This window comes from Micromonospora aridisoli (assembly GCF_056150025.1).
Genome location: NZ_JAXCFK010000007.1, coordinates 1 through 16,635, shown reverse-complemented (window position 1 = coordinate 16,635; position 16,635 = coordinate 1). Strand labels below are relative to the sequence as shown.

The window sequence follows — 16,635 nt, the reverse complement described above, 5'->3', positions numbered from 1 at the left end:
AACTTCATGATCAACACTGTCGGGGGTGGGCGGGGTGGGTCAGGGGAGGGTCAGGAGGAGGAGGGTGGTGGCCAGGCCGGCGACGACGACGATGAGGACGGGGCGGGGACTCAGGACGGCGTGCCGGCGGTCGGCGATCAGGCGCGCCGGGATCAGACCGAGCACCGGGCCGAGCAGCGTCACCACCAGGGCCAGCACCGGCAGGCCGACGGCCAGGTCGCCGTCGTTGCGCTCACCCAGCGCGCGGGCCCCGGCACCGAGGGCGTACGCCAGCACGGCACCGGCGACGCCGCACAACGCCAGCAGCGGGTTGACGTTTCCCGGCAGTTCGCCGGGCTGGCGGGTGCGGCGCAGCAGATCGCGTACGCCCTCCAGCAGCACGACCGGGTCGCCGCTGGCATTCGGCGCGGGAACCGGCGGTGCCCCCGCCCGTCGCCCGCCGCCGCCCAGCCGGGTGTTCAGCTCCTGCCAGAGCACCGCCACCTCGGCGTCGACCCGTTCCTGGGCCTCGCGTGCGGCGGCCAGTTCCCGCTCGGCCCGGTTGACCTCCTCGGCGGACTCGGCCACCGCCCGGTCGGCCGCCGCGCACTGCTGCTCGTACCAGGCCCGCGCCTCCTCGCGCTGCTCCTGCACCCGGGCGGTCAGCTCGGCGAGCCGCCGGAGCTGGGCCGCGTAGGTCTGGCTGGTCACCGGTTCGTTCACCGTGCCGGTCCGTAGGGGATGATGGTCTGTCCGGTGCGGTGCACCGCCCGGTCGAAGAACAGCCCGCGCCACGGGCGGGGATACCAGTCCGGCCCACCGCTGCCCGGATACAACGACGAACCGAGATCCCCGCCGTGGGTGTCCAGCGCCACCCAGGCACCGATCTGGTCGGTACGTGAGCCCGTACCACCCAGGTCGGCGCGCATCCGGGCCACGCCGCGCCACCAGGCCAGCACGTGGGTACGGCGCTCGGGACCGTCGTGCAGGATGCGGCGCAGGTGCTCCAGCCCGGTGGCCCGCCCGCTGCGAGCGGCGAGCGTGCCGGCGGCGGCGTCGACGGCGAACAGCAGCAGATAGTGCGGTGCCCCGGTGGCGCCGGGCGCGCCCAGGGCGTCGGCCGTCTCGGCCATCAGTTCGGCCACGGTCTCCTCGTCGTACCAGGCGGCGTCGTCGGCGAGATCCTCGTAGAGGGCCCGGGCCGCCGGGTCGGCGTCCGGGTCGAGGCAGGCGATCGAGAAGCGGGCGCTGCCGGGACGGTGCTGCCGGGCCAGCGATCGGGCCGCCGCGTCCAGCACCGCGCACGCCTCGTCGATCCGGGTGCCCAGTACGGCCAGGTTGCGCCCGGGCGCCCGGGGCAGGCGCAGCACCGCCGAGCGGGCCTGCACGTCGATGATCTCGCCGAGCAGGGCCACCGGGCTGCGCGGCGTGCCCACCTCCGGCGCCCGCAGGGCCCGGAAGTCCGGCGCGTCGGCCAGCCGCGGAATCGCGTCGCCGTCGAAGAGACGCGCGGGCGCCGCCTCGGCGGGTCGCATCCGCCACAGCCGGTGTTGCAGGTCGCTCCACGTCTCCCAGTCGCTGGCCGACGGGATCCGGGCCACCTGGTTGCCCTCGGTCAGGCCCGACTCGGCGTTGACCACCGCGTGGAACTTCGGCAGGGACTGGGCGGCGTCGTTGCGTTCGGCGAGGATGCGCAGCGCCTTCGGCAGCGCGATGCGCAGGGTGAACTGGGCCACCAGCGCGGGACGGCCCCACAGCGCCTCGATGCCGCGTACGTCTTGCGAGGCCAGCACCAGGTGGATGCCCTGGGAACGGCCCCGGCGGGCCAGGTCCTCCAGCAGGTCGGCCGCCTCCCGGGCGACCGCGTCGCGGCCGGCCAGCAGCATCTGGAACTCGTCGACCACCGCGACGATGCGGGGCCAGTGCCCGGTCGGGTCCACCGCGCGCAGCTCGGCCAGCTTGGTGACCTCGTGTTTCTTCGCCGCGTCGGCGCGTCGGCGCAGTTCCTCGGCGAGGAAGCGCAGCAGCGCCAGGCCGAATTCGCGGTCGGTGTTGACGTTGATGCCGACCAGCCGCATGTGCGGCAGCCAACTCGGGTCCCGCCGGCCCTGGGCGAACCGGGCGAAGGACACCCCCTCCTTGAAGTCCAGCAGGTAGAACTCCAGCTCGGCGGGGGAGTACCGGGCGGCGAGGGCCCCGATCCAGGCGAAGATCAGGTTGGTCTTGCCGGTGCCGGAGGGGCCACCGATCAACGCGTGCGGCGGGTAGTCGCCGAGGGTGAGCAGCACCGGCCGGCCCTGTGGTCCCTCACCGATCGGTGCCGTCAGCCCGGTCGCCGAGTCCTCCCGCCACATCTGGTCGACCGGCGGCAGCAGGTCGGTGAACGGGGTGGGTGCCGGGCCGGCGCTGACCACCGAGGCGATGTCCCGGCAGGTCTCGGTGACCAGGGCGGCCGGCGGGGGTGGGTCGAGGCGTACCGGCAGGGTGCCGACCCGGGCGTCGTCGCCGGTCACGGTCACCCGGGTGACCGCCGGGTCGTCGGGCACCGGCACACCCCGCACGATCAGGTGTACGCCGCAGGCCGCGCCGGCGCGTACCACCCGGTCGAGTTGGCCCCGCTCGTGCCGGGACAGCTCGTCGCCGCCGAGCAGCACCGCCACCCGCCACGGCTCCGGGCGGCGCCCCGTGGCGGCGGCCAGCTCGCGCAGCGAGGCGTGCTCACCGGCCAGCACGGTCTCGTTGATCCGGCGGATCTGCTCCACCAGGTCGTCCAGCAGCCGGCCCAGTCCGCCCGGGCCGACGAAGGTGAGCAGCCCGGCCGTGCCCAGCGGGGCGAAACCGGCCAGCCCACCGCCGAGGTGGTCCGGGTCGTAGCCGACCAGCCGTACGCTGCCCGGTGCGGCTCGACCCAGCCCGCGCAGCAGCAGCGCGGCGACCACGGCCGCGCAGCCGTCGGCGTCACCGTCGAGCGCCACGTGGCCCCCGTCGAGCAGCGCCACCAGTGCCGGTACCGGCTCGGTGCCGGCCAGCCGGACGGTGCCGATCCGCGTGGCTCCCGGTGGTTCGCCCCGCTCGGCCGGCGTGGGCCGCCACCCCGGCCAGTCCGCCGAACCCGCGCCCGGCGCCTCCCGGGCCGCGGCCTCGGCGGCCTGCCGGGCGAGGACCGCCAACCGGGCCGCGTGCCGGGAGTCGATCTCGGCGAGCCGGCGGTCCCGTTCGCCGCCGACCCGCTCGGGCACCGCCGCGGCGGCCTGACGTACCCGCACCGCCCGCTCCCGGGCGGCGGACAACGCGACCTGGGCCGTGGCCGACCGCTCCCGGGACGCGCCGAGTGCCTCGGCGAGCAGTTCCCGGACCCGGGTGACCAGCTGGTTGCGCCGGTCAGCCATCGATCCCGCGCCTCGGCCGGCCGGTCAGTCCGTCGCGGGACGTCGGCCGCGACGGTGTCCCGGACCACGGCGTCGCGCGCCCGCTGCCTGAGTCGCGCACCCCGGATGTGCCACCGGACCCGGGTCGCCGGTCGGTGCCCGCCGCCCCGCCCCGCCCGGCTGGTACGCCACCGGCCGAGCCCTCGCCGGTGGGCCGGCCCGCGGCCGTGCCGGTCTGCTCGGCCGGCAGGTCGCGGCCGAGGCGGTCGAGCAGGACACCGGTGAGCACCCCGGCGGTCACCGCCGGGTCGGCGGCGTGCGGCTGTTCACCCTCGCCGCGGCGTGGCGGAGGCATCCGGCAGACCCGGCTGAGCAGGGTGTCCAGCACCGGGGCGGGCAGGCCGGGCAGCAGGTCCCGGACCCGACCGTCCAGCTCGCGGTGCAGCCGGGCCAGGTCGTCGCCGCGCGGCGGATGGCCGAGCAGCTGACCGGCGAGGTCGCGCAGCAGCGGCGGCGCGACGGCGGCCAGCCCCAGACCGACGTCGGCGTGCGCGCCGCGCAGGTCGCGGTGCAACCGGTCGCGGTCACCGGCCCGGACGCCGCGCACCACCCGCTGCAGCAGCTCCCGGGAGTCGGCGATGCGTTCGTCGGGCTCCTCGGCCGGGCCCTCCCGTCCGCCGGTCAGCTCCGCCACCCGTACCGACCACCAGCGGCGCAACCGGACCTCGCCGGCCGGCTCAGGTGCGGTGACCACCGGTTCAGCCGCGCCGGGCGCGTCGTGCGCCGGCCGGCGCTGCGGCTGCCCGGGTGCCGGTGGCGCACCGTCGGGGGCCAGCCCGATCGCGGCCAGGTACGCGGTGAGCTGCTCCTGGGCCACCCGCAGCGCGTAGCCGGCCGTCTCCGCGTGCTCGGTGGCGGCGGACAGCTCCGGCACCCCCATCGGGTTCGCCGACTCCTGGCGTACCCAGCGCAACCGCTCACTGGCCAGCCCGAACTTCTCCAGCGCCTGCCCGAGCAGGCCGAGCGGCAGCTCCTCGGCGGCGGCACGGACCTGCGCGCCGACCTCCTCGACGATGGACACGCCCGCCCCTACAGCGTCGAGACGTACTGCTGGGCCTGCTCGACCGCGACGAGCGTCGCGGCGAGGCACTCCTCCAGCTCCTGGCTGGCCTGGGTCAATGACGCCTGCGCCGCCTCGACCGTGGTGTGACCGCTGCCCTCCAACGCCCCGGCGAGGGTCTGCTGCGCCTCGGCCAGTTTCTCGCCGGCGGCCTGCACGGCGCTCTGACCGTCACCGATCTGCTGGAGCGCGACATCGATGGCTGCCTTGAGCTCGGCGACGCTCGCCACGCGGAACCTCCTGGGGGCGGGGAGGACTCCATTAGAGCCTATGCCGGTAGGGGACAGAACACGTGCCCTGTCAGTGTTCCTGCCCCGCTGACCGGTTGTCGACCACAGACACGCCCGGTCCGATCCGTGGGACCCGGGGTCGGAAGATCACGCAGCGCCACCACCGGCCGCCGCCCGCCGCACTCACGTCCGGAGCCAGCGCGGTCCGTGCACCTCGGCGCCGAGCGCGGTCACCCGGCCCCGCAGCTCACGATCGGCGGTGACCACCAGTCGACGGCGGTCTCCGGCCCCGGCCACCAGGTCGACCACGGCGTCGTCGCCGGAGCCGTCGGCGGAGACCACGCGTACCCCGTCGACGCCCGGCACGTCGCGGGCCGCACCCTCCACCACCAGCACCACCTCCACGGGCGGTGCCAGGTCCGGGGGCACTCCCTGCCCGCCCAGCGGGGCCAGCGTGTCCCGCAGTCGGGCGGTGGCACCGGCCCGGTCGCGCCACCAGCCGTTCGGGCGCGAGCCCACCACGTTGGCGGCGTCCACGATCAGCAGCGGTGTCGGGTCCATCCGTCAACCCTGCCACCCGTCGGGGCAACCTGCTCGGCAGCCGCGCCGGCCGGGTGGTGGCGTTTGTCCGGCCGGGGGCTGGGTAGCCCGTGCCGACCGTCTCGCGCCCGACCGCGGAGGACAGACATGATTGGACCCGGTGACTTCGGCTCCGACCCGTGGGACGAGTTCCTGGCGCGGTACTTCGGTCGGGGCGAGGGCGGGCGACGCCCGGCGCATCGGGTCGACATCACCCGGCTGATGACCGCCGACGCGCGCGAGATGCTGGCCGACGCGGCGCGTCGGGCGGCGCAGAAGAAGAGCAACGACCTGGACACCGACCACCTGCTCTGGGCGGCGCTGCAGCGCGAGCCGCTGCGCGACCTGGTCCGGCGGGCGGGCGCGGACCCGGACACCCTGATCAACGCCCTGGGCGGGCGGGGCGACGGCGCGCCGCACGGCGAGGTCCCGCCGAACCTGTCGCTGACCCCGGCGGCCAAGCGGGCGCTGCTCGACGCCCACCAGTTGTCCCGGGCGATGGGGGCCAACTACATCGGGCCCGAGCACATCCTGATGGCCCTGCCGTTGAACCCCGAGTCGCCGGCCGGCCGGATGCTGGCCGCCGGACGCATCCAGCCCGAGTCCCTTCAGGCCGCCAACGCCGAACGCGGTCCGGCCGGCGGCCCTCGGCCGGACCGGGGCACCCCGACGCTCGACCAGTACGGCCAGGACCTCACCGACCTGGCCCGCAACGACCAGATCGACCCGGTGATCGGGCGCGCCGACGAGATCGAGCAAGCGGTGGAGATCCTGTCCCGACGTACCAAGAACAACCCGGTGCTGATCGGCGAGGCCGGCGTCGGCAAGACCGCGATCGTGGAGGGTCTGGCGGAGCGGATCTGCGACGGCGACGTGCCGCAGACGCTGCTCGGTAAGCGGGTGATCCAGCTCGACCTGGCCGGCCTGGTCGCCGGCACCCGTTACCGGGGTGACTTCGAGGAACGGCTGAAGAAGGTGATCGACGAGATCCGGGCCCACCGGGAGGAGCTGATCATCTTCCTTGACGAGATCCACACCCTGGTCGGCGCCGGCGGCGCGGGCAGCGAGGGTGGCATGGACGCGTCCAACATGCTCAAACCGGCGCTGGCCCGCGGCGAGTTGCGGGTGATCGGCGCGACCACCCTCGACGAGTACCGGCGCAGCATCGAGAAGGACGCCGCGTTGGCCCGGCGCTTCCAGCCGGTCTTCGTGCCCGAACCCACCGTCGAGGACACCGTGGCCATCCTGCGCGGGCTGCGGGACCGCTACGAGGCGCACCACCAGGTCCGCTTCACCGACGAGGCGCTGGTCACCGCCGCCGAGCTGTCCGACCGCTACATCACCGACCGTTTCCTGCCGGACAAGGCGATCGACCTGATCGACCAGGCCGGCGCCCGGGTCCGGCTGCGCACCCGGACCCCGGCCGCCGACGTGCGCGACCTCGAACAGCAACTCGAGGAGGTACGCCGGGACAAGGAACAGGCGGTCGCCGACGAACAGTACGAACGCGCCTCCGCGCTGCGCGACCGGGTCGCCGAGCTGGAGGGGCAGGTGGACCGGGCCCGGGGGAACGACGGCAACGGCAGCCAGGTGCCGGAGGTGGGTCCGGAGGAGATCGCCGAGGTGGTTTCCCGGGCCACCGGCATCCCGGCCAGCCAGCTCACCGAGGAGGAACGGGACCGGCTGCTGCGGCTGGAGGGCCAACTGCACGAGAAGGTGGTCGGGCAGGACGACGCGGTCACCGCGGTAGCCGAGGCGGTCCGCCGTTCCCGTACCGGCCTGGCCGACCCGAACCGGCCGATGGGCAGCTTCCTGTTCCTGGGCCCCACCGGCGTGGGCAAGACCGAGCTGGGCCGGGCCCTGGCCGAGGCGCTGTTCGGTGAGGCGGACCGGATGGTCCGAGTGGACATGAGCGAGTTCCAGGAACGGCACACGGTCAGCCGGCTGGTGGGCGCTCCGCCCGGCTACGTGGGGTACGAGGAGGCGGGCCAGCTCACCGAGGCGGTGCGTCGCCGCCCGTACGCGGTGGTGCTGCTCGACGAGATCGAGAAGGCGCACCCCGACGTGTTCAACGTGCTGTTGCAGGTGCTCGACGACGGTCGGCTGACCGACAGTCAGGGCCGCACCGTCAACTTCAAGAACACCGTGCTGATCATGACGAGCAACCTGGGCTCCGAGCTGATCACCGGCACCCAGCGCGCGGTCGGTTTCGGCGCCGGCGAACCCGGCACCGATCGGGAGAGCGACGAACTGCGGGAACGGCTGATGCGCCGGCTGCAGGAGAACTTCCGTCCCGAGTTCCTGAACCGCATCGACGAAGTGATCATCTTCCGTCGGCTGGAGGCCGAGCAGCTACGTCAGATCACGGGGCTGCTCCTGGAGGAGACCCGTCGCCGGCTGCACGCGCAGGACATCGAGGTGGACTTCACCACCGCCGGCATCGACTGGATCGCCGAGCACGGCTACCAGCCGGAGTTCGGTGCCCGGCCGCTGCGCCGGGTGATCCAGCGGGAGGTCGACAACCACCTGTCCCGGATGCTGCTGGAGCAGGAGATCTCGCCCGGTCAGCGGGTCACCGTCGACGCCCGGGACGACCAACTGGCCTTCGACGTGTCGGCCGGCCAGGGTCGCGCCAAGGCGACGACCACGCACCCCCGATGACCGGAAGGGCACCGATGACCGAACCGGACGAGGCCCGCGAGGACGAGCGGACCGAGGCGATCGTGGCGCCACCGACGGCCAACCCCGCCCGGGTGCAGGTGCCGCCGGAGGGGCTGGGCGGGCAGACGGACGAGCGGCACCCGGAGGAGTCCGGGTCGCCGCCGGCAGAGGAGGGCTGATGGTACGGGAGCAGCGACTCGACCCGGACGTGGAGGTGCTCTGGGAGGAGTTCCACGCCGAGGTCAACGTGCCGTCCGAGCAACTGCGACAGTGGCTGCTGACCCGCGGCTCCGGCGAGGCAGCGTTCGGTCCCGACCCGGACCTGAACCTGCCGGAGCCGGGCCGGCAGATCCTCGCCGTGCTGCGCAAACGCAAGGTCGATCTGACGCCCGAGGACATCGAGGTGATGCGGGACGCGGTCGAGCGGATCCGATCGCTGACCGCCGCCAAGCCCGACCGGGGCAACGCCGACGACGAATGGCGGCACAGCCTGCTGGACCTGGGGCACGACGTGCTCGTCGAACGCTGACGACCCACGGGCCACCCCCGACGCCGCCGCGCCGGGGGTACCCGCACGTCCCCGCCCGACTACTCGGCTTCGAGGCTGCCGATGGCCAGCCCGGCGGCGTCCGCGGCGGACTGCCGGTCGGCCCGGGTCTGCTCCTCGCGGGTGAGCAGATTGGCGTACTCGGCCAGGTCGGCCGGGTCGGGCACCTCCGGCAGCCGGCGCAGGAAGGCTTCGCACTCCCGGACGGCGGCGGTGTGTGCGGCGGCGGCCTGACGAAGCAGCTCGCGGTCGTCGGCGGCGGGATAGAGGTCGGTCATACCCGCCCCTTACCCGCGCTCAGGCGGTTCGCACCCGGTGTGCCGTCACCACGGGCGCCGGCCGCCGCACCCCGAACGCCGGGTTGCGCAACAACCAGGCCAGGTACGCCGGGTGCGGAGCGAGGGCGTCGGTGTACGCCACCAGGGCGGTCTCCAGCACCAGGTCGGCCGTGCGGGCGGCGGCGGACTCCGGGTGCCAGCCCAGCATCAGCCGCCAGCGCAACGGTGTGCCGGCCAGCCGACGGGTCACCAGTCCGGCGACCGGTCGGAACGTGGCCTGGCACAGCGCCACCGCCTCACCGGCGTCCACCAGGTCGATGCAGCTGCGCACGTCGGCCTCGTACACCTTGCGGGGGGTGAAGCCGGCCCGGGCGCAGGCGGCGGCGAAGCAGTCGCCGAAACAGCCGTCACCCGGCGCGGCCACCCACTGCTCGTGCCGCAGGTCGGCCAGGGCGACCTCGTCGCGTGCGGCCAGCGGATGGGTCTCCGGCAGCAGCACCATGACCGGGTCGACGGCGACCTCCCGCCAGCTCAGCCCGTAGTCCGCCGACGGGGTCGAGTCACCGCACACCCCGGTCAGCGCGTAGTCCAGCCGTCCACCGGCGACCAGTTGGGCCAGCTCGTCGACCGACCAGGAGGCGTGCGTGCTGATCTGCGCCTGCGGTTGCTCGGCCGCCAACCGGTGCACCAGCCGCCCCAGGATCGGGCTGTTGACCCCACCGAACCGGTACCGCCGCGGGGCGTCGCCCGCGCCGGCCAACCGGGCCGCCTCGTCCTGCAGACCCTTCATCGCCGGCAGCAGCACGCGGGCCCGGGCCAGCACCAGCTCGCCGAGAGCGGTGGGCCGCGCGCCCCGCCGGTCGCGTTCGAACAGCGGCCCTCCCAGGGTCCGTTCGATCCGCTGGAGCTGGGCGGTCAGCGCCGGCTGGGCCAGGCCGAGCGTCGAGGCCGCCTTGGTCACGCTCCCCGTCTCCGCGATGGCGCAGACCACCCGCAGGTGGCGCAACTCCAGATTCATAGCGTGACGGTAGGGCCACGGAGCAGCCTGCGGTAGTGCCCGGACGGATCAACGACCATGAACGTGTCGCGGGTTACTCATCGAGGTGGCGGCTCGCTCAGCTCGCTCAACTGGGTGTGCCGGCCGGCGAGGATGTCCCGGACCTTGTCGACCACGCCCACCGCCGGTTCGACGATCCGGTTCCACGGCGGGGTGTGCGGCACGCCGGGATGCGGCCGGGTCGGTGCCGCCTCCTCGGCGATCTCCAACCGGTTGCCGAGCCGGATCAGCTCCTCCTCGGTGGCGGCGGCGCAGAGCCGCTGCATCAGCGGATCGACCGCGCGGGCGTGCGCCTCGACCCGGGTGGCGACGTCGGACAGGCCGTCGTCGCTCAGCCCCTGCAAGGCCCGCAGCAGCTCGACGTCACCGGCCAGCACCTCGTCGACCAGCGGGTCCGCGCCCTCGACGGCGTGCCGGACGGCGGGCAGCAGATACTGCTCCTCACCGGAGAGATGCCGCGACAGGGCGGCGACCAGCACGTCACGGCCGTGTTCCGGGTCCGGCCCGGGCTCGATCAGGCGCCGGGTCAGCTCCAGCAACTGCCGGTGCTCCTCGGCCACCAGGTCGGCGATGCTGCGCCCGGCGGGCTGATAGTCGTCCCCGGGGGTGGGCGGCAGCGGCGGCAGGTGGACGGACATGGTCGCCTCCTGGGCAGGCGGGCGGAGCGACGAGGTGGGCTCGACGGACGTCGGGCAGGCGCGGCAGTACCCGCGCCCGCCCGAACCGAAACTCTAGGCTGATATGAAGGCACGATGACGAGCGACGCCACCGCCGCCCTCCCGGCACCGACCGACGAGGTCGTCGACCTGTGCCGGGACCTGCTGCGTATCGACACCACGAACACCGGCGACAACGCCACCAGCGTCGGGGAACGCGCCGCGGCGGAGTACGTCGCGGAGAAACTCGCCGACGTCGGCATCACGCCGGTGATCCACGAGTCCGCGCCCGGCCGGGCCAACGTGGTGGCCCGGATCCCCGGCACCGATCCCACCCGCGGCGCGTTGCTCGTGCACGGGCACCTCGACGTCGTACCGGCCGACGCCGACGAGTGGTCGGTGCACCCGTTCTCGGGTGAGCTGCGCGACGGCTACCTGTGGGGTCGGGGCGCCATCGACATGAAGGACTTCGACGCGATGGTCCTCGCGGTGGTGCGGCACTGGCAGCGCACCGGGGTGCGCCCGCCGCGGGACATCGTGCTCGCGTACACCGCCGACGAGGAGGCGGGCAGCGAGTACGGCGCACACTTCCTGACCACCCGGCACCGTGGCCTCTTCGACGGCTGCACCGAGGCCATCGGTGAGGTCGGCGGTTTCTCGTACACGGTGGACCCGTCGCGGCGGCTCTACCTCATCGAGACCGCGCAGAAGGGCATCGACTGGCTGCGGCTGCACGCCCGGGGCCGGCCCGGACACGGTTCGATGCTGCACGACGACAACGCGGTGACGGCGCTGGCGGAGGCGGTGGCCCGGATCGGTCGGCACCGCTTCCCGGTGGTGGTCACCGACACCGTACGGGCCTTCCTGGAGGAGGTCTCCGAGGTGCTCGGCATCGAGCTGGACCCGGACGACCCGGAGGCCGCCATCGCCAAGCTCGGCCCGATCGCCAACATCGTCGGCGCCACCATCCGCAACACCGCCAACCCGACCCGGCTCGCCGCCGGCTACAAGGACAACGTCATCCCCGGCCGGGCCAGCGCCACCATCGACTGCCGCAGCCTGCCGGGCCAGTCGGAGCTGCTGGAACGCCAGCTGCGCGAGCTGGTCGGCCCGGACATCGCCATCGAGTACGTGCAGCGTCAGCCGGCGCTGGAGACCACCTTCGACGGCGAGCTGGTGGCGGCGATGTCCGCGGCGCTGCGGGCCGAGGACCCGGGGGCGCGGCCGGTGCCGTACATGCTCTCCGGTGGCACCGACGCCAAGGCCTTCTCGCAGTTGGGCATCCGCTGTTTCGGGTTCGCGCCGCTGCGGCTGCCGGCCGACCTGAACTTCTCGGCGCTGTTCCACGGCATCGACGAGCGGGTACCGGTGGACGGACTACAGTTCGGCGTGCGGGTTCTCGACCGGTTCCTGCGCTCCTGTTAGCCGGCGTCCGTTCGGACGCCGACCTGCTGTTCCGCGTCCGGAGGGACGCGACATCCTGGATTCTTCGTGAAGGGGACGCCTCACATGACCGACCAGCACGGTGAGCTGGACGCCGCCCTCGAGCGCGTGATCGAAGCGGCCCGCCACCACCTGGCCGCCGTTCGGGCCGCGCAGGGCCGGATCGACGACGACGACGTCTGGCAGGCGTACGTCGCGCTGAACAACGCCTCGTTCGCCTACGACGAGCAACTCATGGACGCCTTCGGCGAGGTCACCCCGTGGGACGTCGAGTCCATCGACCCGGACGAGGCCGACCAGCGCTTCGCCGGTGGCGAGGGAGTCGAGTCGACCGACCCGTACCCGCAGGTGATCTCGGTACGGCAGCGGCGCGACTACCGGGTGCCCAGCGTCTCGGCGCTGATCCGGGTCGCCGAGGCGGCCCGCCGCGAGGGCGTACCCGGCGACGAGGAGGTGCCGCCGGTCGAGGGGGTCGGCGAGGCGGTGCTGGAGCTGCTGCAGAGCGGCGACGGCTCGCTCGGCGCGCTCGACGTGCCGGAGCTGGAGCCGCTCGACGGTGTGGTGATGGTCAGCGAGGTCGGTACCCCGGTCGACCTGGAGTCGTTCGCCGACGACGACCCGGTGGGTCCGTTCCAGCCGGGCGCCGACGACCGGTTGGTGGGCCGTCTCGACGAGCATCCCTTCCTGGAACTCGACGACGAGCACGACCACGTGCACTGAACCTGCGGGTGCCCCGACCGACCACCGGTCGGCCCGATGGGTCGACCGGTGGCCCGCCGTCGGCGGGTGTCGGGCTGGTGGCGGAGGTCGGTCGGGTGGCCGCCGTTGGCGCGGTGTCGAGCTGACGGCACAGACGGATCGGTGGTTCGGTCAGGGTGCCGGCACGAGCGGCGCCGCCGGATCTTCTCGGACGCCACTGACTTCGTCGGTCACCGATCCGACCCGCCGACCGTGCGGCGCCGCAGGGCAGCGGGTAGCTCGTCGGCGGACCCGGGGCGCCGTTACCGGAGGCGGCAACTTCGGTGCTGTTGCTGCCTCCCGGTGGCCTGGGCCAGCACTACCCCCGGATACTGTCGCCTCCTCGGCGGGGTCCGGCCCGGGCAGCGGCCTCCTCCCGCGAGGGCGCAAACGGCTCAGCTCGACAGCGGCCGAGGGAGACATCACCGCTCCCGGCCCGGCCGCCAGGCGTCCCGGCCCAGCCGGCAGCCACTCGGCAGTCCGGCCCACCCGCGGCCGGACGGTCGGCCCACCGACGGCCGGCTCGCCGTCTGGTCAGTACGACAGGCCCGGCTGCGGCTGGTTGACCCGCCGCCGACGCAGCATCACCTGACGGGTGCCGTCGCGGAAGAGCTGTACCCGGGCCAGTTCCCAGCCGGAGAACTCCGCCTGGATCGCCAGCTGCGCCGCAGCGGTCAACCGGTCGACGTTCGGCGGTAACCGCAGCGGCGCGTATTCGTAGTCCATGGGGCCTATGCTGCCCAGCCCGACCCCTCACGCGCCACCCTCCTGCGGGTGATGCTCAACCATCGCGTTCGGGGTAGCCCACTTCCAGCGCCGACACGTCGTCCAGCGCCGTGGTGATCTCGTCGGGCAGGGTCATCCGCTCGACCTGGAGTGCGCCGAGCAACTGCCCCGAGGTGCGGGCGCCGAGGATCGGCGCGGTCACGCCCGGCCGGTCCCGGATCCAGGCCAGCGCCACCTCCAGCGGCGAGACGCCGAGACCACTCGCGGCGGTGGCCACCGCCTCCACGATGCTGGAGCAGCGCGGTTCCAGGTAGGTGGCGACAAACCGCTCGAAATGCGGCGACACCGCCCGGGAGTCCGCCGGTCGGCCGTGTCGGTACTTGCCGGTGAGCACCCCCCGCCCCAGCGGCGACCACGGCAGCACCCCCAGCCCGAGCGCCTCGCAGGCGGGCAGCACCTCCCGCTCCACGCCCCGCTCCAGCAGCGAGTACTCCACCTGCGCGGCCACCACCGGGGCGCGCCCGGGCCAGGCCGCCTGCCAGGCCGCCGCCCGGGCGGTCTGCCAGCCGGAGAAGTTCGACACGCCGACGTAGCGCACCCGGCCGCTGGCCACCGCGTGATCCAGCGCCGCGAGGGTCTCCTCCAGCGGGGTCTGCGGATCGTAGCCGTGGACCTGGAACAGGTCGACGTGGTCGGTGCCCAGCCGCCGCAGCGAGGCGTCCAGCGTACGCAGCAGGTGCCCCCGGGATCCGTCCCGGCGCCGGCCGCCGCCCGGCCGCAGTCCCGCCTTCGTGGCGATCAACAGCTCCTCGCGCGGCACCAGGGTGCCCAGCAGTGAGCCGATCACCGACTCCGCGTCGCCGTCGCCGTACACGTCGGCGGTGTCGATCAGGTTGCCGCCGGCGTCGAGGTAACTCTTCAGTTGTGCGGCCGCGTCGTCGGCGTCGGTGTCCCGGCCCCAGGTCATGGTGCCGAGCGCGAGCCGGGAAACCGCCAGCCCGCTGCGGCCGAGCGGTCGCTGCTGCATGGGTGAACCTTATTTCGAACCAGGGCCGGACCGATATCCTCGCTCCCGTCGAGTCTGCCCGCCAGTTCGTGTTTCCGCTCGTCCGGGTCGCCGCGTCGAGGACGTACGGTCGGCTGCCGGAGGCGCGACGGCCCCGACGAGACCGCGGAGGGCGACTCGGGGTGAGCCGGTGATCGTCCCTGCCACCGACATTGCGTAACCTGATGCGACTGCGGATGGGGGAGGACTCTGTGCGACTCGGGCTAAGCCTCGGATACCAGACAGCGTGGAGCACGCCGGCCGATCACCTGGCCCTGGCTCAGGAGGCGGACCGGCTCGGCTACTCGGTGGTGTGGGCGGCCGAGGCCTACGGCTCCGACTCGCCGAGCATGCTGGCCTGGATGGCCGGCCAGACCGAGCGGATCGACATCGGCAGCGCGGTGATGCAGATCCCCGCCCGGACGCCCGCGATGACCGCGATGACCGCCGCCACGATCGACTCGCTCTCCGGGGGCCGGTTCCGGCTCGGCCTGGGGGTCTCCGGACCGCAGGTCTCCGAGGGCTGGCACGGCGTACGCTTCGGCAGGCCGCTGGCCCGCACCCGGGAGTACGTGGACATCGTCAAGCTGGCCGTGGGGCGCAAGGAGGTCGCCTACGACGGCGAGTTCTACACGCTGCCGCTGCCCGACGGCCCCGGCAAGGCGCTGCGGCTGGGCTTCCACCCGCCGCGCGAGCACATTCCGATCTACCTCGCCGCGGTGGGCCCGAAGAACCTGGAACTGGCTGGCGAGATCGCCGACGGCTGGCTGGCCGTCTTCTACGCCCCCGAGTTCGCCGAGGAGCAACTCGCCGCGGTCCGGGCCGGTCGGGCGAAGGCCGGCAAGGAACTGGCCGGCTTCGACGTGGTGCCCTCCGTGCCGGTGGTGGTCGGCGACGACCTCGACTCGTGCGCGGAGTTGGTCCGCTGGTACGCGGCGCTGTACGTCGGTGGGATGGGCAGCCGCCAGCAGAACTTCTACAACCAACTGGCCACCCGGATGGGCTACGGCGACGCGGCCCGCGAGGTGCAGGAGCTCTACCTCGCCAAGCGGCAGCGCGACGCAGCCGCCGCCGTGCCGATGGAGTTCATCGACCGGACCTCGCTGCTCGGTCCGAAGGAGCGCATCGCCGACCGGATGCGCGAGTACGCCGAGGCCGGAGTCACCACCCTGTCGGTGACGCTCTTCGCCGCGGACCGGGACACCGGTGTGCAGACCCTGCGCACCGTCGCCGAGGCGCTGGACCTCTCGGGAGTCGGGGAGTGACCTGGGTCGAAGCCATCGTCCTGGGTATCGTCCAGGGCCTGACCGAGTTCCTCCCGGTCAGCTCGTCGGGACATCTGCGGATCACCTCGGCGATCTTCTTCGAACGCGATGCCGGAGCGTCCTTCACCGCGGTCACCCAGTTGGGGACCGAGGCGGCCGTCCTGCTCTACTTCGCCAAGGACATCTGGCGCATCGGCCGGACCTGGGTCGTCGGTATCTGGGACAAGTCCATCCGCGCCAGCCTGGACTACCGCATGGGCTGGTACGTGATCATCGGGTCGATCCCGATCGGAATCTTCGGCTTCCTGTTCAAGGACCAGATCCGGGAGAGCGCCCGCAACCTGTGGGTGGTGGCCACCACCCTGATCGTGTTCGCCTTCGTGCTCGCGTTCGCCGAGTACTGGGGGCGGCAGACCCGGACCCTGCGCGACTTCCGGATGCGGGACGGCGTGGTGATGGGCTTCGCCCAGTCGCTGGCGCTGATTCCCGGTGTGTCGCGCTCCGGCGCCACGCTCAGCTTCGGCCTGTTCCTGAACCTCACCCGGGAGACGGCGGCCCGCTACTCGTTCCTGCTGGCCATCCCGGCGGTGGTGATGTCCGGCGTGTTCAGCCTGGGCGACGTCTTCGAACCGGCGGCGCCCGGCACCTCGGTACCCACGGTCGCGCAGATGGTGGTGGCCACCATCATCGCGTTCGTCATCGGCTACGCGGCGATCGCCTGGCTGCTGCGCTACGTCGCGCACCACACCCTGTACGTCTTCGTGCTCTACCGGGTCGCGGTCGGCACGCTCGTCCTGGCACTCCTGCTGACGGGCACCATCAGCGCCACCTGAGTGATCGGAAAGACCGCCGGCCGGCGCCCTGGTTCGGGTGCCGGCCGGCGGTCTTGTTTCCCCCTGTGGAGGAATGTCTAGGGTTGTCAGCTGTTCCAGTGTTGGGCGAC

17 protein-coding genes are annotated in these 16,635 nt (G+C 73.3%); 7 read left to right on the top strand and 10 right to left on the bottom strand.

The window, feature by feature from the left end; genetic code table 11:
* Positions 1 to 39 precede the first annotated feature (39 nt).
* The 5 genes from SM447_RS16150 to SM447_RS16130 form a co-directional block, all read right to left on the bottom strand.
* Positions 40 to 702 carry a hypothetical protein gene (locus tag SM447_RS16150; RefSeq protein ID WP_474573627.1) on the bottom strand — a complete coding sequence of 221 codons (663 nt, stop codon included), beginning with the start codon at positions 700 to 702 and terminating at the stop codon, positions 40 to 42.
* Positions 699 to 3,368, bottom strand: coding sequence for an FtsK/SpoIIIE domain-containing protein (locus tag SM447_RS16145; RefSeq protein ID WP_474573626.1), 2,670 nt, complete (start codon positions 3,366 to 3,368; stop codon positions 699 to 701). Before SM447_RS16145 ends, SM447_RS16150 begins: the two co-directional genes overlap by 4 nt.
* Complete coding sequence (locus tag SM447_RS16140) at positions 3,361 to 4,428, bottom strand: hypothetical protein (RefSeq protein WP_474573625.1); 1,068 nt, start codon at positions 4,426 to 4,428, stop codon at positions 3,361 to 3,363. Before SM447_RS16140 ends, SM447_RS16145 begins: the two co-directional genes overlap by 8 nt.
* Positions 4,429 to 4,436: 8 nt before the next feature.
* Positions 4,437 to 4,697, bottom strand: coding sequence for a hypothetical protein (locus tag SM447_RS16135; RefSeq protein ID WP_092379879.1), 261 nt, complete (start codon positions 4,695 to 4,697; stop codon positions 4,437 to 4,439).
* A 183-nt stretch (positions 4,698 to 4,880) separates the two neighbouring features.
* Entirely contained in the window at positions 4,881 to 5,258 is a 378-nt protein-coding gene (locus SM447_RS16130) for a hypothetical protein (RefSeq protein WP_474573624.1), read from the bottom strand.
* 126 nt (positions 5,259 to 5,384) lie between these two features.
* Here SM447_RS16130 and SM447_RS16125 point away from each other — a divergent pair, with 126 nt between their 5' ends.
* Genes SM447_RS16125 through SM447_RS16115 form a run of 3 tightly spaced genes read left to right on the top strand, consistent with a single transcriptional unit; the run spans position 5,385 to position 8,466 of the window.
* Positions 5,385 to 7,937: an ATP-dependent Clp protease ATP-binding subunit gene (locus tag SM447_RS16125; RefSeq protein WP_474573623.1), complete on the top strand. Its 2,553-nt coding sequence runs from the start codon at positions 5,385 to 5,387 to the stop codon at positions 7,935 to 7,937.
* Positions 7,934 to 8,116 carry a hypothetical protein gene (locus SM447_RS16120; RefSeq protein ID WP_474573939.1) on the top strand — a complete coding sequence of 61 codons (183 nt, stop codon included), beginning with the start codon at positions 7,934 to 7,936 and terminating at the stop codon, positions 8,114 to 8,116. The genes SM447_RS16125 and SM447_RS16120 overlap by 4 nt, the downstream gene beginning before the upstream one ends.
* Positions 8,116 to 8,466 carry a DUF3140 domain-containing protein gene (locus SM447_RS16115; RefSeq protein WP_474573622.1) on the top strand — a complete coding sequence of 117 codons (351 nt, stop codon included), beginning with the start codon at positions 8,116 to 8,118 and terminating at the stop codon, positions 8,464 to 8,466. The genes SM447_RS16120 and SM447_RS16115 overlap by 1 nt, the downstream gene beginning before the upstream one ends.
* A 59-nt stretch (positions 8,467 to 8,525) precedes the next feature.
* Here SM447_RS16115 and SM447_RS16110 read toward each other — a convergent pair whose 3' ends face one another.
* From SM447_RS16110 to SM447_RS16100, 3 genes are all read right to left on the bottom strand, one after another.
* On the bottom strand, positions 8,526 to 8,762 hold the full coding sequence (locus tag SM447_RS16110) for a hypothetical protein (protein ID WP_474573621.1): 237 nt from the start codon (positions 8,760 to 8,762) through the stop codon (positions 8,526 to 8,528).
* A 19-nt stretch (positions 8,763 to 8,781) separates the two neighbouring features.
* Positions 8,782 to 9,780: a LysR family transcriptional regulator gene (locus SM447_RS16105; protein WP_474573620.1), complete on the bottom strand. Its 999-nt coding sequence runs from the start codon at positions 9,778 to 9,780 to the stop codon at positions 8,782 to 8,784.
* A gap of 77 nt (positions 9,781 to 9,857) precedes the next feature.
* On the bottom strand, positions 9,858 to 10,457 hold the full coding sequence (locus tag SM447_RS16100; protein ID WP_474573619.1) for a hemerythrin domain-containing protein: 600 nt from the start codon (positions 10,455 to 10,457) through the stop codon (positions 9,858 to 9,860).
* A gap of 114 nt (positions 10,458 to 10,571) precedes the next feature.
* Between SM447_RS16100 and SM447_RS16095 the strand changes: the two genes are divergently transcribed.
* Both SM447_RS16095 and SM447_RS16090 read left to right on the top strand, forming a co-directional pair.
* Entirely contained in the window at positions 10,572 to 11,900 is a 1,329-nt protein-coding gene (locus SM447_RS16095; RefSeq protein WP_474573618.1) for a M20/M25/M40 family metallo-hydrolase, read from the top strand.
* An 84-nt stretch (positions 11,901 to 11,984) separates the two neighbouring features.
* On the top strand, positions 11,985 to 12,638 hold the full coding sequence (locus SM447_RS16090; RefSeq protein WP_474573617.1) for a hypothetical protein: 654 nt from the start codon (positions 11,985 to 11,987) through the stop codon (positions 12,636 to 12,638).
* Positions 12,639 to 13,190: 552 nt separating this feature from the next.
* On the opposite strand, the gene SM447_RS16085 is transcribed toward SM447_RS16090, so the two are convergent.
* Together SM447_RS16085 and SM447_RS16080 are read right to left on the bottom strand one after the other, a co-directional pair.
* Complete coding sequence (locus SM447_RS16085) at positions 13,191 to 13,382, bottom strand: DUF5703 family protein (RefSeq protein ID WP_474573616.1); 192 nt, start codon at positions 13,380 to 13,382, stop codon at positions 13,191 to 13,193.
* A 55-nt stretch (positions 13,383 to 13,437) separates the two neighbouring features.
* Positions 13,438 to 14,409, bottom strand: a complete 972-nt coding sequence (locus SM447_RS16080) for an aldo/keto reductase (protein ID WP_474573615.1) — start codon at positions 14,407 to 14,409, stop codon at positions 13,438 to 13,440.
* A gap of 230 nt (positions 14,410 to 14,639) precedes the next feature.
* On the opposite strand from SM447_RS16080, the gene SM447_RS16075 reads away from it, so the two are divergent.
* Both SM447_RS16075 and SM447_RS16070 read left to right on the top strand, forming a co-directional pair.
* Complete coding sequence (locus tag SM447_RS16075; RefSeq protein WP_474573614.1) at positions 14,640 to 15,692, top strand: LLM class F420-dependent oxidoreductase; 1,053 nt, start codon at positions 14,640 to 14,642, stop codon at positions 15,690 to 15,692.
* A complete protein-coding gene (locus SM447_RS16070; protein WP_474573613.1) occupies positions 15,689 to 16,525 on the top strand; it encodes an undecaprenyl-diphosphate phosphatase in 837 nt (278 codons plus the stop codon). The genes SM447_RS16075 and SM447_RS16070 overlap by 4 nt, the downstream gene beginning before the upstream one ends.
* Positions 16,526 to 16,635 lie beyond the last annotated feature (110 nt).

Bases quoted from the DNA above. Each gene is read 5' to 3' on its own strand.
- SM447_RS16145 (WP_474573626.1), bottom strand. From the start codon at position 3,368: ATGGCTGACCGGCGCAACCAGCTGGTCACCCGGGTCCGGGAACTGCTC.
- SM447_RS16130 (WP_474573624.1), bottom strand. From the start codon at position 5,258: ATGGACCCGACACCGCTGCTGATCGTGGACGCCGCCAACGTGGTGGGC.
- SM447_RS16125 (WP_474573623.1), top strand. From the start codon at position 5,385: ATGATTGGACCCGGTGACTTCGGCTCCGACCCGTGGGACGAGTTCCTG.
- SM447_RS16120 (WP_474573939.1), top strand. From the start codon at position 7,934: ATGACCGGAAGGGCACCGATGACCGAACCGGACGAGGCCCGCGAGGAC.
- SM447_RS16115 (WP_474573622.1), top strand. From the start codon at position 8,116: ATGGTACGGGAGCAGCGACTCGACCCGGACGTGGAGGTGCTCTGGGAG.
- SM447_RS16110 (WP_474573621.1), bottom strand. From the start codon at position 8,762: ATGACCGACCTCTATCCCGCCGCCGACGACCGCGAGCTGCTTCGTCAG.
- SM447_RS16105 (WP_474573620.1), bottom strand. From the start codon at position 9,780: ATGAATCTGGAGTTGCGCCACCTGCGGGTGGTCTGCGCCATCGCGGAG.
- SM447_RS16100 (WP_474573619.1), bottom strand. From the start codon at position 10,457: ATGTCCGTCCACCTGCCGCCGCTGCCGCCCACCCCCGGGGACGACTAT.
- SM447_RS16095 (WP_474573618.1), top strand. From the start codon at position 10,572: ATGACGAGCGACGCCACCGCCGCCCTCCCGGCACCGACCGACGAGGTC.
- SM447_RS16090 (WP_474573617.1), top strand. From the start codon at position 11,985: ATGACCGACCAGCACGGTGAGCTGGACGCCGCCCTCGAGCGCGTGATC.
- SM447_RS16085 (WP_474573616.1), bottom strand. From the start codon at position 13,382: ATGGACTACGAATACGCGCCGCTGCGGTTACCGCCGAACGTCGACCGG.
- SM447_RS16080 (WP_474573615.1), bottom strand. From the start codon at position 14,409: ATGCAGCAGCGACCGCTCGGCCGCAGCGGGCTGGCGGTTTCCCGGCTC.